Here is a 19,215-nt window from a genome sequence, read left to right on the forward strand (position 1 = left end):
TGATTAAATGGTTGCTTTTGTAGGATTGTTAATAGGTGTTATATTAGGGATTGTATGGAATGTTAATATTCCAGTTAAATTTTCTCCGTATATCTCTGTTGCAATTTTTGCGTGTCTAGATTCTGTTTTTGGCGCATTAAGAGGTTCAATATCTCATAATTTTCGCGCAGATATTTTTATATCAGGTTTTTTTGGAAACGCAGCGCTTGCCGTAGCAATGGTTTATTTAGGTGATAAATTAGGAATCCCAATTTATTTAGCTGCTGTTATTGTTTTCGGAGGAAGAATATTTAATAATTTTGCAATTATTAGACGCCTCCTAATAGACAAAACCAAGTCTCATTAATGAGGTGATTAAATGAAAAATAATGAAGCCACCATATTTGTTTTTATAGCTTCAATAATCATAGGGCTTCTTATAGCTATGAATATTGGGTTTGAAGGGAAAAAAAACTTTTTAGATGTAAAACAGTATGATGAAGCCTATAATGAGAGATCAAAGTTATATTCTGAACTGAACAATTTAAAAGAGCAATATTATACTACTAATGAAAAATTAACTAAATATACTAGTGGAGATGAAAAAAAATTACAAGTGGCCGAAGAAATTAAGAAAGAGATTAGTGACAATAACCTACTTCTAGGAAAAAGTGATGTGCAAGGCCCGGGTGTTAAAATAACATTAGAGGATGGTACAGACAATTTTGATGATTATCCTACTATGGATAGGTTAATTCATGATAATGATATTGTTCAAGTGATTAATGATCTTCGGAATGCTGGAGCAGAAGCAATTTCCATCAACGGTCAAAGGGTTGTTTACAATAATTATGGATTATGTGTGGGGTCTAATATTGATTTAAATGGTGTTAAAATAGTGCCTCCGTTCTACATTACTGCCGTAGGAAATGAAGATGTATTATATAATTATTTAACACTAGAACAAAATTATATAACTCAATTAAAGAGCAGACATGTTAAAATTAATATTGTAAAGGAAGCAAACATAAAAGTATTGGCGTATAATAGTGAATTTAGTAATAAGTACCTTAATTTAACTGGTAAATAGACTAATTTAATTAAAAATATATAAAAATTACGAAATAATGAAGGACTTTTATGGTTGATGAAGAATTAAAATATAAATGAATATAATAATTTGTAATTGATTTATACTAAGGAGGGACGGATAGTTGGCGATCGGTGAAGTTTATAATAATATAAAAAATAAAATTCCAGAAAACGTAACATTAATATGCGTTTCTAAGACTAGACAAATACATGAAATAAAAGAAGCATATGCATCTGGAGCCAGAGACTTTGGAGAGAACAAGGTTCAAGAATTAATGGAAAAGTATGATAACTTAAGTGGTGATATAAGATGGCACTTTATAGGACATTTACAAACAAATAAGGTGAAATATATAGTTGGTAAAGTTCATCTTATTCATTCTTTAGATAGTATACATTTATTGAAAGAAATAGAAAAACGTTATGCCGCTAAAGATGAAATTGCAAATGTATTAATTCAAATCAATATAGGAAAAGAAGCTACAAAAACCGGTATAGCTGTTGAAGACATAAGTCTTCTAATAGAAGCTTGTGAGGAATGCAACAATATAAAAATTAAAGGTCTAATGGCTACAATTCCAATTGGTAATGAGGAAAGCTGTAGAAAATACTTTACAGAGATGAAATCTATATTTGATAATTTAAAAACTTTTGAATATAAGAATGTTTCCATGGAATTTCTATCATTAGGTATGAGCAAAGATTATAAAATTGCTTTAGAAGCTGGAGCTAATATGATAAGACTTGGTGAGAGCATATTTGGGAATAGAGATTATAAGAAATAGGAGGTACTAAAATGGCTAGTAAAGTGTTAAACAAGGTTATGGGTTTTTTAGGAATGGCAGAAGAGGAAGAGGATGAAGTTAAAGAAATGGAGAATGATGATGAAAACATGGATATAGAATCATTAATGACCGCTAATAAAAAACAAAGTAAAGTAGTAAATATACATACATCAGCATCTACAAAGGTGGTAATAATAAAGCCAGACGATTTTGATGAGGCAACTACAATTAGTGATAACTTAAAATCTAGAAAAATAGTAGTAGTTAACACTACAGGACTAGATCCTACAACTGGGCAAAGATTATTAGATTTTGTCGGAGGAGTATGTTACGCATTATGTGGTGATCTTCAGCAAATAGAAAAAGGGGTATATATAATATCTCCATCGAATATAGAAGTAAATAATGATTTGAAAAATGAACTTAGCTCAAAAGGGATTTTTAACTGGAATAAATAATATATGTGTGGTTAAACGGAATTAGTATTAAAGTAAGGACAACTGTTTGGAATATAGCTTATTGAAATTTGGGAGGTAAAAAATTTGATTAGTTTAATTAACATGATTTTTAGTGTGCTTGAGTATGCAATAATTATTGAAGTGATTTTATCTTGGGTTTATGCTAACCGTACAAATCAATATATAGAACTATTACATAAAGTAACTAATCCACTTCTACAACCAGGTAGAAAGATTCAAGAAAGATATTTTAATAATACAATGGTAGATTTTTCACCAATCATAGCACTTGTTATTATAATGGTTTTAAGAAAAATTGTGTTTAGTATATTATAAACACTTAATTAAGGTAGGATTCAAATGAATAAAAATCAATTTTTAAATAGTGTGAATATTGAAGACAAAAATTTAATTTCAAACATATACAATAAAATACAAATAGCTGAAAATACAAATAAAATTATATATACTAATGATTTTTTACCTCCCGCTATATGGAATCAAGTATCAACTATATGCAAAAATTATGGAGTTGAATTATTTACAAACGGTGTATTTAAAGATGCAGACAGAAGAATGTTATCATTTTCTTCTGAAGGTGAACCTACAATATATCCTATAAATTTATTAAAGATTAGTAATAAATCTAAATTTAGCAAGGTAGATCACAAGGATTATTTAGGTTCAATAATGTCACTGGGAATTAAAAGAGAGAAATTAGGTGACCTAATAATTCAAGGTTCAACATGTTATGCACCAGTTTGTAATGATATTAGTAATTATATAATTGATAATTTAAACAAAATAAAGAATTGTCCATGCGAAGTAAGTCAATATGATTATACATTAAATGAAATTCCAGAAAGAAAATTTCTGGAAAAAATAGTGATATCTACATCATTTAGACTTGATAGCATGGTTTCAGCTGTTTGTAATATTTCAAGAAGCAATTCAGTCCAACTAATCTCTTCAGGTAAAATTTTAATAAATTATTTTCAATGTGAAAAAAAAGATAAAGTTATAAATAATAATGATATATTAACAATTAGAGGCTATGGGAAATTTATGGTTGCAGATATTATAGGAAGTACTCAAAAGGGTCGACTAAAAGTAATAATAAAGCAATACATTTAGGTAAGGGTGGGGGACAAAATGAGAATAACATCTATGGATATTAATAACAAAGAGTTTAAAAAAGGATTAAGGGGCTACAATGCTGATGAGGTTGATGAGTTTTTAGATAAGGTAGCTGAAGAATATGAAATTTTATACAAAGAAAACTCAACACTCAGAGAAAAAGCAAGTTTCTTAGAAGAAAAATTAGAACATCACGTTAAAATTGAAGCTACTATACAAAGTACATTAGTACTCGCTCAAAATGCAGCAGAACAGGCAAAATCCAGTGCTCAAAAGGAATCAGAACTTATTATTAAAAATGCAAATGATTCTTCTCAAAAATTATTAGATAAGTCTCATAATGATGTACTTAAAGTAAATGATGAATATGATAAAACTAAACAGGAATTTGCAAAATTTAGAACTAAGTTTAGAAATTTTATGAATTGCCAAATAGAGATGTTTGATGGTCTTGAAAATGATTATCTTAAAAGTAACAATGTTGGTAATGAAATTATTGAAAACACAATTGAGGGCGAAGCTGCTATTGATTTAGAGTATTCTGATTTAACACTCAAAAACATTGATGAAAAAGAATTTCATAACAATGATCTAGAAGGAATAAAAAGTTTTTTTGCAAAAGGGTAGAAACATAGAAATCTCACTCATTGGGTGAGATTTTTTATGCTGCAAACCTCGGATATTTAAACTAACAAACTAATAAATATTTTATAGAGCAGAGTAATTAGGAGGAAAAAAATGAACATAGGTATTATTGGAGCAATGGAAGAGGAAGTTGAATTTTTAACTAAAGCAATGGCTTTTGAAAGAAAAGAAATAAAGGCTAAAATGGAATTTAGTTTAGGAGTTATACATAATAAAAATATAATTATAGTTACTAGCGGCATTGGTAAAGTTAATGCAGCCATTTGTGCTCAAATATTAATTGATGATTTTAATGTTGACTACATTATAAATGTAGGTATTGCAGGTGGAACTAAGGAAAATATATACCCAGGAGATATTGTGATAGGTGATAATTTAGTGCAACATGATATAGATACTTCTGCATTTGGTTATAAATTGGGTCAGATTCCAAGATTAGATACATTTGAATTCAAATGTGATAAAAAACTAATTGAATACGCAAAAGAGTCATGTAAGGATATAAAAGGACACAATTATTTTTCGGGTAGAATAGTTTCAGGTGACCAATTCATTGCTAATAAAGAGAAAATAAAATGGCTTAATGATGAGTTTGATTGTTTAGCTTGTGAAATGGAAGGCGCAAGTATTGCACAAGTATGTTATTTAAACGAAACGCCATTTATTGTTATTAGATCAATATCTGATAATGCTAACAACGGGGCTGAAATGGATTATGAAAAATTCAAAGATATAGCTGTTACGAATTCTACAAATATATTAAACAATATGTTGAAATTAATTAAATAGTCCTTTAAATAGGTATAAAAATAACTATTTAAAGTTAGACATAATATTTTAAAATAAATTTTTTAATATTATTAAATAAGTGTAATAATATTCTTTCCATGAGAAAACATATTCATATAGAAGTTTTATTTGTTTAATATTACTACTATATTAAATATGGAGGAGTTGTTATCATGGAAAAGGAAAAAATACAATATTTTAAACAAAAATTGATAAATGAACAGATACGAGTACGTAATCTTATTAACCAAATGAAACAAAATGGAGTTATAGATTCTAACAGTGAAATGGCAACAGAATTATCCTTTTATGACAATCATCCGTCTGATTCTGCTACTGAACTATTTGACAAGGAAAAGGGAATTGCATTAAAAGGTAATGAGAAGTCAATGTTAAACAAGATTGAAGATGCCTTAAAAAGTATAGAAGATAATAGCTATGGTAAATGTAAGAGTTGTGGTAAAAGTATTAACGAGGATAGATTAGAATTTACACCTTATGCAGAAAACTGTATACAATGTCAAAAATCAATAGATGATTGTATACCAGCAGAGCATAATAACAGATGCGCAGAAGAAGATGTACTTGGTACATTTTTTAAATATAATGATGGCGATGTAGGTGTTGATCAAGAAGATACTTATCAGGCAGTAGAACGGTTTAATAAATTAGATGACATAGTTGAATTTTATGATGATGATGACAATGGCGGCTATGTTGAACCTATTGAGAAAATAAGTAATGAGCAATATAAAAATCAGTTACCAGATTAATAATGAAGCATCAAACATAATGAACAGTTCTACAAGTAATGTTTTAATTTAGTTAGACTAAGCAAAGTATATATTGCATAAAATTTTTAATTGAACTACAAATTATAGCAATATATACTTTGCTTATTTGGCATATTAAGATTTTAGCATATCTAGTTGTTATTTTTTTAATGTGCCTTAAACAGGAGGAAGGGTATGGAATTTTTAATTATATTTTTAGGCCTTATAGTAGATAGAGTAACTAAAATTTGGGCGCTGAGTTCTTTGCAGGAAACAAATGGAGTTATATTGATTAAAGACATTTTTAAATTAGAATATTTGGAGAATAGAGGAGCAGCTTTTGGAATATTACAAAACAAGTTGATATTGCTAGCTTTAGTTACGCTTCTAGTTATTGCGGGTATGATATATTATATTATTAAGTATAGGCCAAAATCAAAGTTTCTAAGGATAAGTTTTGCTTTAATTATAAGTGGAGCATTAGGAAATTTATATGATAGATTATTTTATAAATATGTTGTAGATTTTATTTTACTTCATTATAAGGAAATATATTATTTCCCCACATTTAACATAGCCGATAGCCTAGTAGTTGTGGGAACATTGATTTTGGCAATTTCTATAGTAAAGGATGAGATATAAATGGAAAATTTTGAATTTAAAGTTAATGAAAGTTCAGTTGGTACAAGATTAGATGTTTTTATAGCAAATGAGTTTGAAAACAAATCTCGAGCATATATTCAGAAAATAATTGAAGGTGAAACTGCTGCTGTAAATGGCAAATGTAGAAAAAGCAATTATAAATTAAAATTAGAGGATATAATTATATTACAAATTCCAGATCCTGTAGAGTTAAACGTAAAAGCAGAAGATATCCCATTAGACATTATATATGAAGATAGTGACGTAATTGTAATTAATAAACCACAGGATATGGTGGTTCACCCAGCTCCAGGGAATTATAGTGGAACATTAGTTAATGCACTCTTAAATCATTGCACAGACCTATCAGGCATCAATGGTGTACTTAGACCAGGCATAGTGCATAGAATTGATAAAGATACGTCTGGAGCCTTAGTTGTTGCTAAAAATGATATAGCACATAATTCACTTGCGGCGCAACTTAAAGATCATTCGATGACAAGAAGTTATTTAGCTCTTGTAGAAGGTATTATTAAAGATGATGAAGGTACAATTAATGAACCCATAGGAAGGCATCCTAAGGATAGGATAAAAATGGCAATAGTTGAAAGCGGTAAAAAAGCTATTACACACTTTAAAGTAATAGAACGATTTGATAAATATACATTAGTAGAATGTAACTTAGAAACAGGTCGGACTCATCAAATAAGAGTACATATGGCAAAGATAGGACACCCTTTAGTAGGTGATTTAATATATGGTTATAAAAAACAGAGTTTTAATTTGAAAGGTCAGGCTTTGCATGCAAAAAAGCTTGGATTTATACATCCAACTACTAATCAATATATGGAATTTGTATCACCATTACCAGCTTATTTTGAAAAATTATTAATTAAGTTGAAAATTAGTTGAGTAGGCGCACAATATGTGCTATTATGTTAGAAATATAATATTTATGCCTTTAAATGTTCCAGAGAGATCATAAGGATAAAGATAGCAATACTATGATAAATGTATAGTAAGCCTTTACCTTTTTGGTAAAGGCTTTTTAATATTCAGTCATTAAAATAAATAATTCTATTAATTAGGAGGTGAGAATATGGAATTCAAATCAGTGTTATTAGATGAAAAAGCAATAAAAAGAACACTTACACGAGTAGCACATGAAATTATTGAGAAGAATAAAGGAATAGAAAACATTATTTTTGTAGGAATAAAAAGAAGAGGGGTACCAATTGCTGAAAGAATAGCTCTTTTGATAGAAGAGATTGAGGGAATTAAGGTTCCAGTAAGTAGTGTAGACATTACTCTATATAGAGATGACCTTACATCATTAGACGATCAGCCAGTTATAAATAATATAAATCTAGGCATAGATGTGCGGGGTAAAAAAATAATTCTAGTTGACGATGTATTATATACTGGAAGAACTGCAAGGGCTGCAATTGACGCTATAATAGATAAGGGTAGACCTCAAATGATACAATTAGCTGTTCTAGTAGATAGAGGACACAGAGAGCTGCCAATTAGAGCTGATTATGTAGGTAAAAACATACCTACTTCAGGTAAAGAGATGATTTCTGTTGAACTTTCAGAAATAGATGAAAAAGATTCAGTAAGTATATATGAACTATGATCTTTTAATGTAGTCCAGAGAGACTAAAAGGAGGAACTAATGAAAAATTTTATAGATGTTGATGAAAAATTACCGATATTAAAGACCCTCCCATTAAGCTTCCAGCACTTATTTGCTATGGTGGGGGCCACAATACTAGTCCCAATGCTTACAGGTCTTAGTCCATCAATTGCGCTATTTTGTAGTGGTGTTGGAACTTTATTGTATATATTATGTACAAAAGCGAAGCTGCCAGCTTATGTGGGCTCATCCTTTGCGTTTATTGGACCAATGGGTGTTGCTACAAAGGCATATGGACAAAGTTCTATGCTATCAGGTATTATTGCTGCAGGATGTGTATATGTAATTGTAGCTTTAATTATAAAACTTATAGGGATTAAGTGGCTTGATAGACTTTTGCCACCAGTAGTTGTAGGTTCTGTTGTAATTGTAATAGGACTTAGTTTAGCAAGTGTTGCTATTAATTGGTCAGGTTTAAATGCTGAATTTACAACTCCAGCATTAGATGGTGTATCAAGAGCCACATGGATAATTATATCCATGACAACTTTAGTAACAGCAATAATTGGTACTATGTATTTTAAAGGATTCTTCGGAGTAGTACCAATTTTGATTGCGATGGTAGTTGGGTATGTGCTTTCTATAGTTTTGGGAGTAATTTCACCAGAAGTTCTAAGCAAGATAGGGTCCGCACAATTTATTAGATTGCCAAGTTTTGTTCTGCCTACTTTTAACATAAATGCTATTATGCTTATGGCACCAATAGCTTTCGTAACACTCGCTGAACATGTTGGACATGTATATGTTACAAGTAATGTAGTTGGTAAAGACTTTACAAAAGATCCAGGACTTCATAGATCAATTCTTGGAGACGGTATTGCAACAATGTTTGCGGGTTTAGTTGGTGGTCCACCGAATACAACTTATGGTGAAAACATTGGAGTTATGGCAATTACTAAGGTTTACAGTGTTTGGGTAATTGGAGGAGCAGCTATTATAGCAATTTTATTATCTTTTATTGGACCAGTTTCAGAGGTTATAGGTAATATTCCTTTACCTGTAATTGGAGGAGTAAGTGTTATGTTATTTGGAATAATTGCATCCTCTGGTTTTAGAATTTTTGTAGAAGATAAGGTTGATTTTAGTAAAAAAAGAAATTTAATAATTGCTTCAGTAATAATAGTTTTAGGAATTGGTGGAGGCGGTATTAAGTTCAAATTCGCAGGTGCACCAGTAGAGATTGCAGGGCTTGCTTTAGCGACCTTGGTTGGTATTATATTAAACTTAGTTTTACCACAATACAGTAAGTCGGGAGATAATTAATAAGTGATTTATAAATAAAATTATGATTTTAAGTGTCAGATGATTTCTGGCACTTTTTATTTGTTTTAAAGAAGTGTTATTTAATAATCCTAGACAATAATAACAAATAGAGATATTATAATATAAGTAATGTTTGTTATAAACATAAGAGAAATGGGAGAGATATATATGATGTATACTTTAATTGCCACTACGACATTTGGTTTAGAAGCGATTACAGCTAAAGAACTAAAAGCACTAGGGTATGAAAATTTAATTGTAGAAAATGGGAGTGTAACATTTGACGGAGACGAAATGGATATTGCTATATGTAATATTTGGTTAAGAACTGCAGAAAGGCTGTTTATCAAAATGGCTGAATTTACTGCTTTGTCTTTTGAAGAATTATTTCAAGGTACAAAAGCCGTAAATTGGGGTGATTTAATACCTGAAGATGGTAATATGCATATTATAGGTAAATCTGTAAAATCACAACTTCATAGTGTGCCAGATTGTCAAGGTATAGTAAAAAAGGCTGTAGTAGAGTCTATGAAGAAAAAATACGATAAAGAGTGGTTTTCAGAAGAAGGACCTGAGTATAAGATAGAAGTTGCAATTTTAAGAGACTTAGTGACCTTATCAATTGATACATCAGGTGTTGGACTACATAAGAGAGGATATAGAGAATATGCCGGCGAGGCACCACTTAAGGAAACTTTAGCTGCAGCCCTTGTCCTTATAAGTAAATGGGATAGCACAAGAGTTTTAGCAGATCCGCTTTGTGGTTCTGGAACAATAGCTATAGAAGCAGCTCTTATAGCTAAAAATATGGCTCCAGGAATAAATAGAAAGTTTGCAGCAGAGTCTTGGCCATCTATGGATAAAGACATTTGGGATCAAGTTCGAGAGGGTGCAAGACAAACTGTAAACAATAAAGAAGTTGAAATACTAGCTTCAGATATTGATGGAAGATTATTAAAGGTAGCAATAGATAATGCAGAAAAAGCAGGAGTTAAAGATTTTATAAAGTTTCAGAAAATACCAATGCAAACTTTTGAATCTAGGCAGAAATATGGAGTTATAATTACAAACCCACCTTATGGAGAAAGATTAGGAGAGGCAGAAGAAGTAAAAAAACTACATGTTGATCTTGGAGTAATGTATTCAAGCTTAAATGAATGGTCTTGCTTTGTTATAACATCGAACCGTGAATTTCAAAAAGAATTTGGAAAGAAAGCAGATAAAAACAGAAAGTTATATAATGGAAGATTATTATGTTATTATTACCAATATGTAAAAGAAATACCTAGGAAAAAGAAGGAAGACTAAAAGTGCATATGTGTGAAGGTTCTCCTTGACGTTACTTGCAATAAGAACTCGAGACGTGAAATTCAATTAATAAATTCTAATCTTTTTCCAATATAAATTTCTCTAGCACTCACATTCGCCTTCCTAGCTCAGGTTCGCTAGCCTGCCATCCTAGCAGGCTTACGAGAATTTTATATTGGAAAAAGAAGGATTTATAATTTGAATTTCAATGTTCCTTCGCTACTTATTGCAAGCAACTTCGGAGAAATCTCATACTATCATGCATGTGATTGTGGAAGGTCAAGGGATAGGGAGTTGCTATCCATCGGTTGGAAGGGTTATGAGAATTTCTCAATAAAGATAAGACAGGGGATATGTGTATAATACATATATCCCTTGTCTTATTTTTGGTTTATATTTCGGTGAATGAATTAGAAAAATAATTATATATTTTGATGAAAATAAGTCGCTAATATTTCTACTTTATATTTTGTATTGATAAATTTAATTTGTAATTTCCATATTTAAATATTTCATCTAAGAAGTCTACAATTTTAGCTTGAGTAGAGGCAGTTAATTTTAGCATATAGCAACCATCTCCGCTTATTCTATGAGATTCAGTTACTAATGAATTATTATTTATACCGTTTTTATTTGTATTTTAAATAATATATTTAAAGGAGTATAGAGATATTTGTAGAATAATTATTCAAATATGTTATGTAGTACTGGTATTTTATAGCGGGAAATAGAGAAATGGGAAAAATAGCACTATTAGTATAACTACATAATAGTATGACTTTCTCCAGAAGTGACTTGAAATAAGAAGAGCAGAAAAAATTGAAATTCCATTTAGAAATTCTTGTTTTGTAAATGGAAAATTCTCGTGAACCTGACAGGAAGTCAGGTTAGCGAACCCGAGACAGGACGTCGAGTGTGAGTGCCAAAGAATTTTTCATGAACAAAACACTAGAATTTCTTAATGAAATTTCATATTTAAGCTCTTATTTGAAGTCGCGCAGGAGAAAGTTATACAGATGCACTCTTTTTTATTCTATTCTTTCTAAAGTACTTTCGCTAGGAGTTATATACATAGTTTTGTTTGTTGAGTATATAACCATTCCGGGCTTAGCACCTGTTGGTTTCTTTACATTTCTAACCTGTGTATAGTCAACAGGTACACTAGAAGAGTTTTGTGACTTGCTATAAAATGCTGATAGGTTTCCAGCCTCGAGTAGCGTGCTTTCAGGTATATCACCTATATTTTTAATTATAACATGAGAGCCAGGTATATCCTTTGTGTGTAGCCACATATCATTTTTATTGGCAAGTTTTAGAGTTAACAAATCATTTTGAATATTATTTCTACCAACATAAATGTCTATTCCATCACTTGAAATAAAGTGCATTGGTTTAGTTGGCTTTGGTTTTTTCATTTTATTGTGTTTTTTTATTGTAATATATTCAGTTACTATTAATTCATTTTTAATATCTTCAATTCCATTATAGTTTTCTACATTTATTATGTTAGTGAGAACAGAATGGAGGTATTTTAACTCGTTTTTAGTAAGATTCATTTGAATTAATGCCATTTCTTCTGCTATCTTAAACTTATTATATTTTTTATAATAATATTGAACATTTTGTGAGGGCGTTTTATTTTCGTCAAGTTTAATTTTAACGTATTCACCATTTTCACTATAATAATTAACAACACTTGCAAATTTATCACCTTTTTTAAGTGAGTATATATTGGCAGTTAGGAGTTCACCGTTTAACTTAAAAGCACCTTTAGTGGTACAATCTTTTAAGGTTTGGGTAAGTATTCTAACTTTTTTATCACAACGATTTATATTGTTATTAACTATCTTTTGAAGGTTTGAGCTTTTAGCATTTAATCTATCATGTTTATCTTTGCGAAAATAGAAAGTTTCTATTAGTTTAGAGGGTGAATCATATTTTTCACAATCATAATCGTTTAAAGAGGTAAGCTTTATACAATGAAAATCTTTTAATTTATCATTCATAGCATAGGAAGCTAAAAAAACATTATCATGCATGTTTTTAAACGTGTCTACGGTAAATTCATAAATATTTTTAGCATGTTCTAAATCAAATTCAGTATTTTGCGCATTATATCTATAAACAAGTTCTGATGATAAGTTAGAACTTACTCCTGTGAATGTGCCCGTGAAAAACTTTTCACCAAATTGTATGTCTTTATCAGTTAGGTATTTATAAAATTCATCATAACTGAAATTAAAAGCATCTAGTTTTGTTGAAGCAGGAGGATATATATATTCTACGCCGGTATATAAAACACGATAACTGTTAACGTCTGAGCTAACATGCTTAATGCTATCCATAATTAAGTTATCACGAGTTCGAACTAAGCTAATGTTACTATGTCTACCCATTATTTCAATTATTAGCGAATATACACTGTCAAATCCTAATTCATCACTACTTTTAAAATCGATAACTAACAATCTGTCTGAATTTAGTTGCTTAACGTCTAAGACGGTGGCAGTATTTAAATATTTTCTTAGTACCATGCAGAATTTAGGTGCTTGTATTGGGTTTTGTTTATTAAACTCTGTCAAATGAATTCTTGGATAATTCGAGCTAGAACTTATTAATAACTTATAGACTATCCTATTCTTTTTAAAACTTAATATAACTTCATCTTTTTCTGGCTGGGTTACTTTATCTACTCTACAACCTACGATTATATCTTTTATTTCCCCAACGAGGCTAGATAAATAAATTCCATCTAATGCCATATTTATCATCCTTTCATTATGTTTAATCTTTATAAATCTTATTTATGCTTTGTAAATAAGACATTATATACTATACTACTATTAAGATGTATTATCATTAACAGTATACCATTAAAGAAAATTATTGAAAAGTCGAGGTATGCTGAAGCAAAGAGGAGGAGTTTTGTGGAAATTATAAATTTTACGAAAATGCAGGGAACGGGAAACGATTTTATTATTATTGATGATTTCGAGGAAAAATATAATAATTTAAAGGAATTAGCTAGCAAACTATGTGATAGGCATTTCGGAATAGGTGCTGATGGAATTTTAATGATAAGAAAAAGTAATATAGCAGATATACAGATGATTATTATTAATGCTGACGGTTCTTATGCATCTATGTGTGGTAATGGCATAAGGTGTTTTGCTAAATATGTATGGACGAAAAAATATGTATTAGGTGATAGTATGAAAATTGAAACTGGCGATGGTGTAAAGCTTGCTACTATTTGCGTTAAAGATGGAGTCGCTCAGGGTGTAACTATAAATATGGGGAAATACAGTTTTAATCCTTTAAGCATACCAGCACTCTCCACAACAGAAATAATAAATAGAAAACTAGAGAGTGATAATAGGGATTACTATATTACTTCCTTACTTATGGGGGTTCCACATACTATTGTTTTTGGAAAACTTAATGATTATGAAGTTTCTGAAGGGAAATTTATTGAGCGTCACGAGTTGTTTCCTGAAAATACAAATGTAAACTTTTGTGAAGTAGTAGATAAAAACATGATTAAGGTTAAAACCTGGGAAAGAGGTGCAGGGCCGACCTTAGCTTGTGGAACTGGTAGTTGCGCCTGCGTGGCAGCAGCCAATAGACTAGGGTACATAGGTGGAAAAGCAACAGTACAAGTTCCAGGTGGATTACTTAATATACAAATTGTTAAAGAAGAGGTTTTGATGGAAGGCCCAGCAGAAATTACGTTTGAGGGACAATTTTATATAAATTAAACTAAAGCAACTGTCTATTATAAATAGTACAGTTGCTTTTTTTATGCACTTTTTTTGCATAAATTGATTTAAAATGAATAAAATTTTTATTTTTGACAATGCTTACAAGTAGGATATCCATTGTATATTACACATATTAAGAAAGGTAAAATGATATGAAAAAAAAGTTACTCCAAGTATTATTAAATAAGAATTTAATTACATTGAAGAATTATAACGAAGTAAAAGAACTTTCACTTAAGAGAAGTTGCAGTGAAGAGCAAATAATTTTGCATGATACAAAAGTAGATGTATTTGAGCTTATAGAAATATTAGACAAAGATTTTAACATACCGTATATTGATCTAGAATCTATCTGCGTAAAAGATGAGGCATTTAATTTAATATCAAAAGAGGTAGCTAACAAATATAGCTTAATACCTTTTTATGATATGAATAATGAAGTACATGTGGCTTTTTCAAATCCATTTGAGGTAAGGGTTATTGATGAGCTGAAGTTTATAACAAACAGAAAGGTTAAAGTGTTCTTTGCTTTAGAGAGTCATATCTCAGAAGTTATTAAAAATTGCTATGGAAAACAAATTGTAAATGTGGCAGTTGAAGAAATGAAAAAGGAATATATGCTAGAGGATAAACAAAAAAATGAAGAGGTGCATTCAGTATTTTCTAGTGAAAATGCACCTGTAATAAGGATAACGAACTCCTTATTAAAACAGGCTGTAGATGCAGAAGCTAGTGACATTCACCTAGAGCCTTTTAAGCATTTTGCTATAATAAGAATGAGAGTAGACGGGATACTTAGCGAAATAAATCAAATTCCTAGTAATGTATATAAGTCCTTATGTACTAGGCTGAAAATTATGGCTAATATGGATATAGCAACTAAGTTAGTTCCTCTAGATGGAAAGATAACTGAAAATATAGATGGAATAGACTATGATTTCAGAGTTTCTTCGCTACCAACAATGTATGGAGAAAAAATAGTTATAAGAGTTTTATACAAAGTAGAGAGATTTATTAATTTAGATTCTTTAGGGTTTAGTTCTGATAAAGTTAATCTCTTAAGGGACATATTAAAGCTTTCGCATGGGATGATACTAGTCGCAGGACCTACAGGAAGTGGTAAATCAACAACATTATATGCTTTGTTAAACGAAATTAATAGCAAATGTAAGAACATTATTACTATAGAGGATCCAATTGAATATAATATGCCAAGAGTCAATCAGGTAAATGTTAATAACAAAGCGGGTCTTACATTCTCAAATGGATTAAGGAGCATTTTAAGGCAAGATCCTGATGTAATAATGATAGGAGAGATACGAGATGAGGAAACAGCACATATAGCGGTGAGAGCATCAATAACTGGCCATTTAGTCCTATCAACTCTTCATACTAATGGTGCAACTGCGTCTATTTCTAGGCTCATAGACATGGGTATTCCATCATATTTAGTTGCAGATTCTTTAGTTGTTGTATTAGCTCAGAGATTAGTAAGAAGATTATGCTCTTATTGTAAAACCGAATATAACATTACTCATGATAAGTTTGAGCATCTAGGATTTAAGAGGGGAGAAAAAACATATAAAGCATCGGGATGTAATAAGTGTAACGAAACTGGATATAAAGGTAGAACTGTGATATATGAATTATTAAAATTGGACGGGAATCATAAATCTATTATTGCAAGGAGTGGGATAAGTGACGAGCTGTGGAATTATTGCAATGAAAAGAAATCAAATCCCTTTATGGAGAGTTGTAGGGCTTCAGTGCTTAATGGTGTAACATCAATACAAGAATTTGAAAATGCTACTTATAGTTATAATATCAAATAAGGTGTCTAAAACATTAAGTTAATATGGCTAGGGATAGGTGAAATGTAACATGAGATATAAATATATAGCTAAAACATCGAATGGAGCTTCAATAAAGGGTAATTCTGAGAGCGATAGTATTGAAGAATTGGCATTAAAGTTACGTGAAAAAGAAATATACCTGCTAAAAGTAAAAAGTGAAAAAAACAGAACAGAGTTTTCCAGTAAACCTAGTCTAAAGACAATATCTATATTTTGCAAGCAATTTTCATTATGTATAAAATCGGGTATACCAATATGCGATATACTTGATTTGCTTTATGAGCAAATGTTACATAAATCTATAAGAAAGAGTCTGATTAGTATTAAAGAAAACGTACAAAAAGGTAATTCATTGTTTGCAAGTATGAAGAAGACTATAAATGTATATCCTGAGTTTATGATAAATATGATTTATTTGGGTGAAGAGAGCGGAAAACTTGATATAATCCTGGAAGAAATGTCTAAGTATTATGAAAAAGAACATAAACTATTAAAAAAATTTACTAATTCATTGATTTATCCTTGCACAGTATTTATAACATTAATGGTAGTATCATTGTTTTTGCTTATAAAGGTAATCCCTATATTCATAGAAAATTTAAATTCGATGGATGCAGATATTCCATTAATAACTAAACTTGTCTTAGGAAGTAGTAACTTTCTACGTAATAATTTGTTGTGGATTGCAATAATTTTTATAATTTCAGTGTTAGTTATTATAGAATATATTAAAACAGAAAGTGGGAAAATTGTATTTGATAAATTCAAATTTAAGTGTCCAATATTAGGTCAAGTATACAAACGTCTTATTTACACAAGGTTTTCTAGAGGACTCAATATATTACTAGGTAGTGGAGTAGGCCTTCTGAAAGCCTTTGAAATAATCAATGATGTTATTGGTGATAAATATTTTAAGTTAAAGCTTAAATCAGTTTTTAGTGATATAAAAAAAGGAGAGGATTTATCAAGTTCTATAAATGCAATGAACCTATTTCCACAATTTTTTGTAGCTATGATAAAAATAGGAGAAGAAACTGGTAATTTGGAAGGGATGTTTTTAACTGCAGCAGATATATTTTATGAAGATGCTCAGGAAAATGTGGAAAAAGCGACAGTACTATTAGAGCCAATACTGATAATATTTTTAGGAATTATGATTGGGACGATTATATTGGCAGTTATGCTACCTATGCTAAATGTTATGGATTCTGCAGGTAAGTTTTAATAAATTAAAGTGCAGTTAAATAAATAAGAAAGGTGAATATATGCGCAAAGGTTTTACATTAATTGAAATTGTTTTAGCTTTATCTATTATCAGTATAATAGGGGGATGCAGCGTTATTTCACTCAAGTATTATAAAACAGTGAAAAACAGGCTAGATGCAGATTATTATTGCAATGCTACGGTTAGTTTCATTAATAATTCCAAAGTGTATTGTAGAGAAAAGTCTCTTAGTGCAGTTGTAATTTTTGATACATCTAGGAATGAAATGAGACTAAAGTATGGAATGGATACTGTAAGTACACTATCATTTTTTAATAAAGTATCATTAGATCAAGTTTCAGGTAGACGAACTAATGGGGATATTGTTATAGATAATAAGGGGTATAGTAATGATGCATGCACAATAATTTTAAAGGATAATAATTCAGTAGATCATAAAATTACAATGAGAGTAGGTTCAGAATTTGTCAAAATCATTAAATAAAAAAGGATTTACATTAATAGAAGTGTTATGTAGTCTTGGAGTATTTTCAATTATTTTCATTTGCATAATGTCCTTTGATATAACGTCTTTAAATATGAAAAAAGATATTAAAACTACAAATAATAATGTATTAATAATGGAAGCTATAAAAAACAACATTATATATACTATGACATATGCAGAATTAGAAGGGTTAATAAAGGAAGAAAAAATTTATATAAACAGAGAATATATGACTTTTGATAAGATTAAAATTGGTGTTATGGATGCATTTTCAAGTCAGATGCCTGTGGCAAATCAGTATATTAAACTGAGCTTTGTAAAAGATGAGTTTATGGTTTATAAGTTAACACTTTCCTTATTTTCTGGAATACTAAATGATAAATCAGAATTACAGTGTAATTTCTATAAAGGTGACCATAAATGAAGAAGAAGGGTTTTACACTTATAGAAATAGTAATAGCCATGGGATTGGTATTTTTAATGGTTGGGATAGTAAATAGTTTGCTAAACTCTTATGTCAAAAGCTATAAAAATAGTGTAGTACAAAATAATGGGTTTAATTATTTAAATGAAGCTATATCAATAATAGAAAAAGAGCTTAATCAACATTCAGCTTCAGTAAAAACTGAAAACAATGTTATTAAAATAAATTATTTTGATGGAGAGAAAATAAACAATATAAAATGTATAAACAGTAATCTATATATTTTATATGGAACAAAATATGCACCACCCCTTGATAAGGGCACAAAGAGCGTAATTATAGATGATGTGAAAGAATTTGTAGCTATAAAAGAAGGGAAAATTATTTATATTAAGGTTGCTTGGTATAATGGTCAAAGTATTGAGAGGTGTTTGGTGATAGAAAATGCAAACTAAAAAGGGCTTTATATTAATTTATACTATTTTAGTAGGGCTTATCTGTTTAATTATTATGATGTATATATTTGATATACAAGTGTCAGAGATGAAATACTCTACCAGTACTAAAAAATATGTTTTAAATGAGGATAATTATCAAAAATACAAAGAATATCTAATGACTTTATTTTTTGATTACCTTAAAGAAAATAAGGAGCAAATAAAAGAAGGGGATACAAATAAGTTTTTTTATAATTCAACAGGCAATATCGTAAATTATGGAACATCAAATGTGGTTTATTCTAATAAAACCGAAGAGTTTATTTTTAAAACACCTGACGAAACCAGATTAACTAGAAATGATTATTACAAGTTAGAAGTTGTTGGTGAAAGCTTTAAGTTGATATTTGTAAAAACTGATTATACTTATAGTATTTGATTATGATTATAAATTAGGAGGT

Annotated in this window: 22 protein-coding genes and 1 pseudogene; 22 read left to right on the forward strand and 1 reads right to left on the reverse strand. The window is 29.8% G+C overall.

The features are described from left to right. The first annotated feature begins 7 nt into the window (after window positions 1-7). The 14 genes from LGK95_RS00185 to LGK95_RS00250 all read left to right on the forward strand — a co-directional run bounded on the left by LGK95_RS00185 (window position 8) and on the right by LGK95_RS00250 (window position 10,567). Window positions 8-346, forward strand: coding sequence for a small basic family protein (locus LGK95_RS00185; protein WP_226120953.1), 339 nt, complete (start codon window positions 8-10; stop codon window positions 344-346). Between the two features lie 12 nt (window positions 347-358). After that, window positions 359-1,069 (forward strand): DUF881 domain-containing protein, encoded by a 711-nt coding sequence (locus LGK95_RS00190; protein WP_226120955.1) that lies wholly within the window; start codon window positions 359-361, stop codon window positions 1,067-1,069. A 124-nt stretch (window positions 1,070-1,193) separates the two neighbouring features. Next, window positions 1,194-1,856 (forward strand): YggS family pyridoxal phosphate-dependent enzyme, encoded by a 663-nt coding sequence (locus LGK95_RS00195; RefSeq protein WP_226120957.1) that lies wholly within the window; start codon window positions 1,194-1,196, stop codon window positions 1,854-1,856. An 11-nt stretch (window positions 1,857-1,867) separates the two neighbouring features. Next, window positions 1,868-2,314 (forward strand): cell division protein SepF, encoded by a 447-nt coding sequence (locus LGK95_RS00200; RefSeq protein WP_226120959.1) that lies wholly within the window; start codon window positions 1,868-1,870, stop codon window positions 2,312-2,314. Window positions 2,315-2,398: 84 nt separating this feature from the next. After that, entirely contained in the window at window positions 2,399-2,650 is a 252-nt protein-coding gene (locus LGK95_RS00205) for a YggT family protein (RefSeq protein WP_226120961.1), read from the forward strand. 24 nt (window positions 2,651-2,674) lie between these two features. Beyond that, window positions 2,675-3,448: a YlmH family RNA-binding protein gene (locus LGK95_RS00210; protein WP_226120963.1), complete on the forward strand. Its 774-nt coding sequence runs from the start codon at window positions 2,675-2,677 to the stop codon at window positions 3,446-3,448. Window positions 3,449-3,466: 18 nt separating this feature from the next. Then, entirely contained in the window at window positions 3,467-4,078 is a 612-nt protein-coding gene (locus tag LGK95_RS00215) for a DivIVA domain-containing protein (protein ID WP_226120965.1), read from the forward strand. A 111-nt stretch (window positions 4,079-4,189) separates the two neighbouring features. Further along, a complete protein-coding gene (locus LGK95_RS00220) occupies window positions 4,190-4,885 on the forward strand; it encodes a 5'-methylthioadenosine/adenosylhomocysteine nucleosidase (protein WP_226120967.1) in 696 nt (231 codons plus the stop codon). A 173-nt stretch (window positions 4,886-5,058) separates the two neighbouring features. Then, the gene (locus LGK95_RS00225) at window positions 5,059-5,658 is read left to right on the forward strand and encodes a TraR/DksA C4-type zinc finger protein (RefSeq protein ID WP_226120969.1); all 600 of its coding nucleotides are present in this window, start codon (window positions 5,059-5,061) and stop codon (window positions 5,656-5,658) included. Window positions 5,659-5,853: 195 nt separating this feature from the next. Beyond that, window positions 5,854-6,300, forward strand: coding sequence for a signal peptidase II (lspA, locus tag LGK95_RS00230; protein ID WP_226120971.1), 447 nt, complete (start codon window positions 5,854-5,856; stop codon window positions 6,298-6,300). Beyond that, window positions 6,301-7,212 (forward strand): RluA family pseudouridine synthase, encoded by a 912-nt coding sequence (locus LGK95_RS00235; protein WP_226120973.1) that lies wholly within the window; start codon window positions 6,301-6,303, stop codon window positions 7,210-7,212. A 187-nt stretch (window positions 7,213-7,399) separates the two neighbouring features. Then, on the forward strand, window positions 7,400-7,936 hold the full coding sequence (gene pyrR / locus LGK95_RS00240) for a bifunctional pyr operon transcriptional regulator/uracil phosphoribosyltransferase PyrR (protein ID WP_226120975.1): 537 nt from the start codon (window positions 7,400-7,402) through the stop codon (window positions 7,934-7,936). 39 nt (window positions 7,937-7,975) lie between these two features. Continuing rightward, on the forward strand, window positions 7,976-9,259 hold the full coding sequence (gene uraA / locus LGK95_RS00245; protein ID WP_226120977.1) for a uracil permease: 1,284 nt from the start codon (window positions 7,976-7,978) through the stop codon (window positions 9,257-9,259). Window positions 9,260-9,427: 168 nt separating this feature from the next. Beyond that, window positions 9,428-10,567, forward strand: a complete 1,140-nt coding sequence (locus LGK95_RS00250; RefSeq protein ID WP_226120978.1) for a THUMP domain-containing class I SAM-dependent RNA methyltransferase — start codon at window positions 9,428-9,430, stop codon at window positions 10,565-10,567. 1,028 nt (window positions 10,568-11,595) lie between these two features. Here LGK95_RS00250 and LGK95_RS00255 read toward each other — a convergent pair. Beyond that, window positions 11,596-13,329, reverse strand: coding sequence for an Rqc2 family fibronectin-binding protein (locus LGK95_RS00255; RefSeq protein WP_226120980.1), 1,734 nt, complete (start codon window positions 13,327-13,329; stop codon window positions 11,596-11,598). A gap of 174 nt (window positions 13,330-13,503) precedes the next feature. On the opposite strand from LGK95_RS00255, the gene dapF reads away from it, so the two are divergent. The 8 genes and pseudogenes from dapF (at window position 13,504) to LGK95_RS00295 (ending at window position 19,193) form a co-directional block, all read left to right on the forward strand. Beyond that, complete coding sequence (dapF, locus tag LGK95_RS00260; RefSeq protein ID WP_226121731.1) at window positions 13,504-14,325, forward strand: diaminopimelate epimerase; 822 nt, start codon at window positions 13,504-13,506, stop codon at window positions 14,323-14,325. A 155-nt stretch (window positions 14,326-14,480) separates the two neighbouring features. Next, window positions 14,481-16,160, forward strand: a complete 1,680-nt coding sequence (locus LGK95_RS00265) for a GspE/PulE family protein (protein WP_226120982.1) — start codon at window positions 14,481-14,483, stop codon at window positions 16,158-16,160. A gap of 49 nt (window positions 16,161-16,209) precedes the next feature. Then, window positions 16,210-17,406, forward strand: coding sequence for a type II secretion system F family protein (locus tag LGK95_RS00270; protein WP_226120984.1), 1,197 nt, complete (start codon window positions 16,210-16,212; stop codon window positions 17,404-17,406). A 40-nt stretch (window positions 17,407-17,446) separates the two neighbouring features. Further along, window positions 17,447-17,506, forward strand: a pseudogene (locus LGK95_RS22730) (prepilin-type N-terminal cleavage/methylation domain-containing protein); the annotation flags it as partial. Window positions 17,507-17,545: 39 nt separating this feature from the next. Then, the gene (locus LGK95_RS00280; RefSeq protein ID WP_226121778.1) at window positions 17,546-17,890 is read left to right on the forward strand and encodes a hypothetical protein; all 345 of its coding nucleotides are present in this window, start codon (window positions 17,546-17,548) and stop codon (window positions 17,888-17,890) included. Then, window positions 17,871-18,317, forward strand: a complete 447-nt coding sequence (locus LGK95_RS00285; RefSeq protein WP_226120986.1) for a type II secretion system protein — start codon at window positions 17,871-17,873, stop codon at window positions 18,315-18,317. Before LGK95_RS00280 ends, LGK95_RS00285 begins: the two co-directional genes overlap by 20 nt. Further along, window positions 18,314-18,772 (forward strand): type II secretion system protein, encoded by a 459-nt coding sequence (locus tag LGK95_RS00290; RefSeq protein ID WP_226120988.1) that lies wholly within the window; start codon window positions 18,314-18,316, stop codon window positions 18,770-18,772. The genes LGK95_RS00285 and LGK95_RS00290 overlap by 4 nt, the downstream gene beginning before the upstream one ends. Next, window positions 18,762-19,193, forward strand: a complete 432-nt coding sequence (locus LGK95_RS00295) for a hypothetical protein (RefSeq protein WP_226120990.1) — start codon at window positions 18,762-18,764, stop codon at window positions 19,191-19,193. The genes LGK95_RS00290 and LGK95_RS00295 overlap by 11 nt, the downstream gene beginning before the upstream one ends. Window positions 19,194-19,215: the final 22 nt, after the last annotated feature.

This window comes from Clostridium algoriphilum (genome assembly GCF_020443705.1).
Classification (GTDB): Bacteria; Bacillota; Clostridia; order Clostridiales; family Clostridiaceae; genus Clostridium_AD; species Clostridium_AD algoriphilum.

Bases quoted from the DNA above. Each gene is read 5' to 3' on its own strand.
- LGK95_RS00225 (WP_226120969.1), top strand. From the start codon at position 5,059: ATGGAAAAGGAAAAAATACAATATTTTAAACAAAAATTGATAAATGAA.
- LGK95_RS00190 (WP_226120955.1), top strand. From the start codon at position 359: ATGAAAAATAATGAAGCCACCATATTTGTTTTTATAGCTTCAATAATC.
- LGK95_RS00235 (WP_226120973.1), top strand. From the start codon at position 6,301: ATGGAAAATTTTGAATTTAAAGTTAATGAAAGTTCAGTTGGTACAAGA.
- LGK95_RS00255 (WP_226120980.1), bottom strand. From the start codon at position 13,329: ATGGCATTAGATGGAATTTATTTATCTAGCCTCGTTGGGGAAATAAAA.
- LGK95_RS00210 (WP_226120963.1), top strand. From the start codon at position 2,675: ATGAATAAAAATCAATTTTTAAATAGTGTGAATATTGAAGACAAAAAT.
- lspA (WP_226120971.1), top strand. From the start codon at position 5,854: ATGGAATTTTTAATTATATTTTTAGGCCTTATAGTAGATAGAGTAACT.
- LGK95_RS00250 (WP_226120978.1), top strand. From the start codon at position 9,428: ATGATGTATACTTTAATTGCCACTACGACATTTGGTTTAGAAGCGATT.
- LGK95_RS00215 (WP_226120965.1), top strand. From the start codon at position 3,467: ATGAGAATAACATCTATGGATATTAATAACAAAGAGTTTAAAAAAGGA.
- LGK95_RS00290 (WP_226120988.1), top strand. From the start codon at position 18,314: ATGAAGAAGAAGGGTTTTACACTTATAGAAATAGTAATAGCCATGGGA.
- LGK95_RS00295 (WP_226120990.1), top strand. From the start codon at position 18,762: ATGCAAACTAAAAAGGGCTTTATATTAATTTATACTATTTTAGTAGGG.
- LGK95_RS00185 (WP_226120953.1), top strand. From the start codon at position 8: ATGGTTGCTTTTGTAGGATTGTTAATAGGTGTTATATTAGGGATTGTA.
- LGK95_RS00220 (WP_226120967.1), top strand. From the start codon at position 4,190: ATGAACATAGGTATTATTGGAGCAATGGAAGAGGAAGTTGAATTTTTA.
- LGK95_RS00270 (WP_226120984.1), top strand. From the start codon at position 16,210: ATGAGATATAAATATATAGCTAAAACATCGAATGGAGCTTCAATAAAG.
- LGK95_RS00265 (WP_226120982.1), top strand. From the start codon at position 14,481: ATGAAAAAAAAGTTACTCCAAGTATTATTAAATAAGAATTTAATTACA.
- uraA (WP_226120977.1), top strand. From the start codon at position 7,976: ATGAAAAATTTTATAGATGTTGATGAAAAATTACCGATATTAAAGACC.
- pyrR (WP_226120975.1), top strand. From the start codon at position 7,400: ATGGAATTCAAATCAGTGTTATTAGATGAAAAAGCAATAAAAAGAACA.
- LGK95_RS00200 (WP_226120959.1), top strand. From the start codon at position 1,868: ATGGCTAGTAAAGTGTTAAACAAGGTTATGGGTTTTTTAGGAATGGCA.